This window comes from Acinetobacter sp. 1566109 (assembly GCF_000582255.1).
In the GTDB taxonomy this organism is placed as follows: domain Bacteria; phylum Pseudomonadota; class Gammaproteobacteria; order Pseudomonadales; family Moraxellaceae; genus Acinetobacter; species Acinetobacter nosocomialis.
The window spans coordinates 23179-29635 of record NZ_JEYB01000047.1 but is presented as its reverse complement, the minus strand read 5'-3'; the positions used below and the strand labels follow the sequence as shown (position 1 = coordinate 29635).

7 protein-coding genes are annotated in these 6457 nt (G+C 37.5%); 5 read left to right on the top strand and 2 right to left on the bottom strand.

Annotated elements, in window-relative coordinates:
* A partial coding sequence (locus J582_RS20070; RefSeq protein WP_032048463.1) for a helix-turn-helix domain-containing protein occupies positions 1-203 on the bottom strand: 203 nt, incomplete at its 3' end.
* A 91-nt stretch (positions 204-294) separates the two neighbouring features.
* Between J582_RS20070 and J582_RS20065 the strand changes: the two genes are divergently transcribed.
* The 5 genes from J582_RS20065 (at position 295) to J582_RS20050 (ending at position 5263) form a co-directional block, all read left to right on the top strand.
* Positions 295-486 carry a hypothetical protein gene (locus tag J582_RS20065; protein WP_032047653.1) on the top strand — a complete coding sequence of 64 codons (192 nt, stop codon included), beginning with the start codon at positions 295-297 and terminating at the stop codon, positions 484-486.
* A 91-nt stretch (positions 487-577) separates the two neighbouring features.
* The gene (locus tag J582_RS20060) at positions 578-3307 is read left to right on the top strand and encodes a toprim domain-containing protein (RefSeq protein ID WP_032048462.1); all 2730 of its coding nucleotides are present in this window, start codon (positions 578-580) and stop codon (positions 3305-3307) included.
* Entirely contained in the window at positions 3304-3576 is a 273-nt protein-coding gene (locus tag J582_RS0105030) for a hypothetical protein (protein ID WP_050674849.1), read from the top strand. The genes J582_RS20060 and J582_RS0105030 overlap by 4 nt, the downstream gene beginning before the upstream one ends.
* Positions 3577-3580: 4 nt before the next feature.
* Positions 3581-3871, top strand: coding sequence for a hypothetical protein (locus J582_RS20055; RefSeq protein WP_032048460.1), 291 nt, complete (start codon positions 3581-3583; stop codon positions 3869-3871).
* A 132-nt stretch (positions 3872-4003) separates the two neighbouring features.
* Positions 4004-5263 carry a putative phage abortive infection protein gene (locus J582_RS20050; protein WP_032048459.1) on the top strand — a complete coding sequence of 420 codons (1260 nt, stop codon included), beginning with the start codon at positions 4004-4006 and terminating at the stop codon, positions 5261-5263.
* Between the two features lie 60 nt (positions 5264-5323).
* Here the strand turns inward: J582_RS20050 and J582_RS20045 are convergent, their stop codons facing one another.
* Positions 5324-6394, bottom strand: a complete 1071-nt coding sequence (locus tag J582_RS20045; RefSeq protein ID WP_032048458.1) for a tyrosine-type recombinase/integrase — start codon at positions 6392-6394, stop codon at positions 5324-5326.
* Positions 6395-6457 lie beyond the last annotated feature (63 nt).

Here is a 6457-nt window from a genome sequence, read left to right as displayed (position 1 = left end):
AGAATATAAGCAATATTAAACCCATGATCTTCAAGCAAATCTAACTGGTCAGTGTCTAAAGGTGCATTGTGCTTTTCATAACGCACAACTGAGTTCTTTTTAACGTTTAAAATCTCGGCCAACTCATCTTGTGTACCTATGCCCAAGCGCTTACGTTCTTCTTTTAAACGTTCACCACGATTAGAAAAATCACCATTTTTCATACTTTTTCCTTAAAAGCACTTGTAAATCACCATAAATAGTACTAAATTTAATAACACTAAGTATCTAAGTACGATTTATGGTGATTTTCGCATGACTACATCAAATGTTCAAACTAAACCTAAACACACTGAACTCACTCAAGTCCGCTGGACCAAAGCTCAGTTAAAAGTCCTCAAGAAAATTGCGTATGAAAAGGACACAAAAGTTGCCATCTACATCCGTAATTTTATGGTGAACCATCACCCCGAATTACAAGAACCGTGCAAAGACGAGCAATTGTAATCAAAGCCAATTCGCAATGCTTACAAAGCTACAAACTCAAACAAAATATTCACATTCTCAAACAGTTACCAGTAATCACGCGTGGTTTTAAATGTCAGTATTACAAAGACGCATTGATGACAGACTCAACCAGTTATTCAACTTTAAAAAGGTTGGCGACTGGTACCGTGAAGGTCTATGTCCTCAATGTGGGAAAAAGGAACTCTTTACCCATGCTGAAACACCACGTGTAGTTAAATGTGGTCGTTTAAACAAATGTGGCTATGAAGAGCACGTAAAGGAAATTTGTGGAGACCTTTTTAAAGACTGGTCTAAAGACTTTCCTCGCACGCCTGAAAACCCTCATGCAGCAGCAGATGCTTATTTAGTAAATGCCCGTGGTTTTGACGTTTCAAAACTAAAAGGTACCTACACCCAAGAGCTTTTCAGAAACGATCGTAAATACCCCGACCTAGTTACAGCGACCGTTCGCTTTAAACTTGCTGAAGGAGTTTATTGGGAAAGGTTTATAGATCGTCCTGAACGCTTTGGCCGTCAGAAAGCTAACTTTATGGGGGACTATAAAGGTCTAGCATGGTCTTTAGATGATTTAGACAAACTTTGTAATGCCCAATCTATTTGGGTGACTGAAGGCATCTTTAACGCGATTGCTCTATCCCTTTCTGGACAACCTTCTATAGCCACCATGTCTACAGAAAACTATCCGGAAAAAATGCTGAAGCAAATTGCCGACCGTTGCCATGAGTTAAATCGTCAAAAGCCCCGCATTCGATGGGCATTTGATAATGACAAAGCCGGCAAAAAGTCTATCCGTAAGTTTCATTTAAGAGCTGTTCAAAACCATTGGGATTCGACCGCTGCCCTTCCACCTTCAGGAGGTTTGGACTGGAACGACCTTTACATGCGTGACCAGCTACACAGTGAAAACCGTAAGACCTATAAACACTACGGAGAGCTGCACATTGCAGAAACTCCGGAGCAAGCTGGCTTACTCATCTACAACTTCAATGACGGTCGACGTAGAACCTTTTATTTCAACCATAACTATCGGTTGTATTGGTTCAATTTAGATATGGACAAATACAGCAAGGAACTCGAACGCATTGAAGCAGATCCAGACCGAGACTTCTTGCTCGATAGCCAAAAACGTGAACTCGCCCTTCAGCAATGTTCAGCAGTTTCAGAAATATGTAATCGCCAGCTCACCCCTCTTTATTTCCAACGAAACGAAATAACAGACGAGTCCTGGTATTACTTCCAAATCTCTACTCCAGAAGACGAAATGAAAGCGACTTTTACGGCAGACCATATCTCTGCACCGGGTAAATTTGGCCCACGTTTGCTGTCTGTGCACGTCGGAGCTTGGTGGACGGGCAATAACCATCAACTTTTAACGTTTATGAAGCAAAACACTGAAAGATTACGTGAGGTGAAAACAATAGATTTTATGGGGTACACCAAAGAATACGGGGCCTACATATTTGAAAAACATGCTGTGTATAAGGGTAACGTTATCCACATAAACGATCATGATTTCTACAAGCTTGGTCGCCTAGAGCTAAAAACATTAGCTGGTAGTCCATCTATCAAACTCAACCCGAAACAAGAGTTCAAACCGACTTGGTGGAAAGACTTTTACCGGGTACGTGGTGCAAAAGGTCTAATCGCCCTAGCGTGGTGGACAGGCTCCTACTTTGCAGAGCAGATCCGTGCAATGCATAGCTCATTTCCTTTTATTGAAATCGTTGGTGAAGCTGGTGCAGGTAAATCACGCCTAATCGAGTTTATGTGGAAGCTATCTGGCCGTGCTGACTATGAAGGCTTTGACGCAAACAAATCTACTAACGTAGCGATTTACCGTAACTTCGCTCAAATCTCCAACTTGCCAGTGGTTCTCATCGAGGGTGACCGTAATGACCAAAATGGTAATGCGGTTGCTAAAGCAAAGTTTAGTTGGGATGAACTAAAAGATGCTTACAACGGTCGTGCAATTCGTTCTAAAGGCCTAAAAACAGCAGGTAATGAAACATATGAGCCACCATTTCGTGGTGCCATCATGATTTCCCAAAACACACAAATCCAAGCCTCTGAAGCGATTTTGACACGTACTTTACACATCTACTTCGATCGCAAAGGCCAATCTTTAGAAACAAAACGAATTGTCGATGAACTCGACCGTTTAGATATCGAAGACACGTGCACGTACATGACTCATTGCTTAGTCAATGAAAAAGAGATTTTAGAAACATACGCACGAAAGCTCGAGGAGTTAGAAACCGAGTTCCATAACAACGGCATTACTCATACCCGTATCGCGCTTTGTCATGCACAAGTTTCGGCTCTAATAGATGCTTTGGCCAAATATGTACTTCAAGATGTCATAGACATTGAAGAAGTCCTAGCGGCCAAAGAAATGCTGTTAGCAATGGCTGAAGAACGAGTAAATCAACTCAATGGTGACCACCCTCTTGTTGAGCAATTTTGGGATGCATACGAATACCTCAACAGTAGCCGTAGCCCTGCTTTCAGCCTGAACCATTATGAGGCTGATGCCCAACAAGTGGCTATAAATCTAAACGAGGTTTACAAGGTCGCAGCTCGAAATTACCAGGTACTTCCCGACATCAAAGAAATGAAAAACCTATTACGTAACAGCCGTCGCTATAAGTTCATCGAAATGAACAAAACAGTACGGTCAAACAAATATCCAGCCGATGAAGTAAAGAATGTTACTGGCGATGAATCAAGCAGCTTAGAACGTTCTCACACAGTGAAATGCTGGATCTTTACCAACCCTAGTTATGGAGTACCACAAGCATGAACACAGAAGAATTAAGTCCAAATGCTCTACCGTTTGTAGATGAAGAGGAAAATGACCTACGGGTCGTTACCCCAACACATCCGATCGCACACGAAGCCTATGCAGCAGTTAAAGCAATGCGATGTGAGTTCGTCAGAATCATTGCTTCTAGCTACCAGAAGTCACCTTCAGAAACGGGTTACTTCATTTCAGGCATTTTCCCAAGCGATGCTGACCGCGGCTTAAACCGTGAAGAATGGATTTCAACTTTTGAGAGATTAAAGGAGTAAATAAATGGATGTAGAGGTGTTATTAGAAAAAGTGCTTCGTAAAATTTTAAAGCAGATTGATGCTAAACCAATCATACCGATTGAATGCCAACTGTGGGATGAACAAGATATAGCAAGTTATTTTAAATATTCGCTGGACTACACCAAGCGCCATATTATTAGTAACGAGAACTTTCCACCAAGTCGTGAATTACCAACCTCAGCCACTGGAGATCGAACAGTACCACGCTGGAAAGCCACAGATGTGATTAACTTTGGAATGGCATTTGATAAATCTAATATTAGATATTCCTGAATATAAAATAATATAAATATTTCTGAAGAAGGGGGCTTTCCCCTTCATAATTAATTAAAAAGTATTATTTTCTAGAAGTTTATTTTTAGCAACTGTATAATTTTTTGAATTTTTTAGATTTTATTTTAAATAATGACTAACTATACAAATGAAGAAGCTTTAGAAATTAAAGAAATAAAGCGATTAGAAAATATTATGCGAATCTGTATTGGAATTGCAATTTTAATATTTATTATCGTTTTTGGTGTCTATATTATCAAATTTGGTAAATGGGAATTGGCAAAAGATAAGGGAGATTGGGGAACCTTTGGAGACTATGTAGGCGGTTTACTAAATCCCACAATAGCCGCTTTAGCACTATTCTGGTTAATTACATCTGTAAAGCTTCAAATAAAAGAATTAAAAAAAACTAATGAAGCTTTAGCTGAAACAGTAAAATCTGCAAAAAAACAACAAGAACAAGTATCCCTTCAGAACTTTGAAAGTTTATTCTTTCAATTGCTTAAAACAAAAAATGAAGTCACAAATGATATAGTTCTTAATGGTGATCAATATAAAACATCCACTACCATTGAAGATTCTAGTTTCCGTGGTAAAGATGCATTTAAAGGATGCATACACGATTTTAAGACTTACCAAAAATATAAATCATGGGAAGATTATTATAAAGAAAACTTATTAGACTATTTTGGAAGCTATTTCAGGGTTTGCTATCAAATAGTAAAATTAATCGACCAAAATGAAACCTTAAAATTATTTGATATAAATAAAAAAACTGGCTATTCAAGTAAACAAAAAGAATATTTTGATATTTTTCGAGCTACTTTAACTCAACATGAATTAGAGACTTTCTTTTTCAATTGCTTATGTATATATGGAAATGGAAAATTTAAAAAATTACTTGAAAAGTATGGAATGTTTGAACCATTACTAATGGACTTCAATTATTCTCCTGATAAATATCATAGACTTAGCAGCTACGCATATCACTATAAGAAAGATATCTTTGAAAAAAATAATAATTGGCTAAAATATTTTGATGATCTTGATAAAATTGAAGTTAACTGTGACCAAGATTTAATACAACAGAATGTAAAAATGATTAAAGATTTAAAGCTTCATTTAAATCACAACAAATCAACTGATACTTACTCAATACTAAGTATTGAGAAACTTGATGAAGAAATTAAGAGTTCAATAAAATATTATTCAGAATTTTTCCCTCAAGGTATTAATCCAGAATTATTAAGTTTTATGGATAAAAACACATATTATTACTATGAAAAACTTAAAAGTATAAATTTAGATTTTGAAGTTTACGTATGTATAAAGTATGATTTAGATATTAAAGAAATTATTGAATATAGGAACGCACTTTTTAAAGTCGACTGACCTTCAAAAATTGTAAAATTTTAGATTTATAATAAGTTAAAAAGCCACTAAATGTGGCTTTTATATAAATAATTTACTTAATCCTTTAGAATTATTCAGCTCATCTAAAATTTCATCGTTAGTCGGGTTGTAATATGTCAAAGCCTGCTTCGGATCCTTCCATCCAAATATCTTACACAAGGTAAGAGCATTTTTAATGCGTTTGGCCATAAGTGAAGCTGCTTCATGTCTTGAATCATGAAAAGTTAAATCAGCATTTTCCAAACCAGCTTTTTTTCGAGCCTTTCTAAACAGTGCATCACGTGATGAATCTGTCACTGTAAATACTTTTGGGCATCCCTTCCGATTAATTTTCAAAGCCAACGTCCATAGCTGCAGTGCAAAATCATCTAACGGTACTTTTCTGGCCATTCCATTCTTTGTTTTATCAAGCTGAACATAGCGTTTAGACAAAAATACATGTTCAGGTAGCCGGTTCACAATCTCTCCAGATCTCATACCCGTGGCCATAGCAATAAGCCAAATCAGTCCAACTTCCTGCATTTTAGTTATCGGCACAGTTCCAGGCTTATATTTTAAAGCCGTTAAAATAGCTTGAAGTTCTTCCACCTCAGTCCGGCGTTCGCGGTGAGCTGGCTTTTTAGGCTTCCGGATATTCTCTACAGGGTTTATTTCTATCCACCCTTTATCTTTCCGGCACCAGTTAAAGAAAGCAGATAACGTCGAATAGTCTCGCAATATGGTCGATGCTTTTAAAGGTTTAATCGTGCGTTGAGTGACAGCACTCTCCCACTGTTTTAAAAACTCACCTTTGTAAGCACTTAATGGCCAATCTGTGTTGGGCAAATTATCCTGGTAATAACGGATCCTTTGCATTTCTTTTTTTCCAGTAGCTTTAAATCTGGATACTTCTTCTGAGTAACGCCCCAGAGCTTCACGCATAGTTATAACTATATTGTTTTTAATAGCCTTTTGAGTTGCATCATTTAAAATTAGATCTCTTTCTTTTTCTTTAGCCCAGCGTTTAGCTGCAGCTTCAGTCTCACAAATCTTTGTGGGCCTTGTATTTTTATCAAAGCCAATCTCTACACGCCATTTACCGTTCTTGGTTTGATAAATAGATCTGTACATTTTACTCCTGAACTTGTGTGGGTAACGTGTGGGGACTTATACCGAATTATCCCGAAAAATACC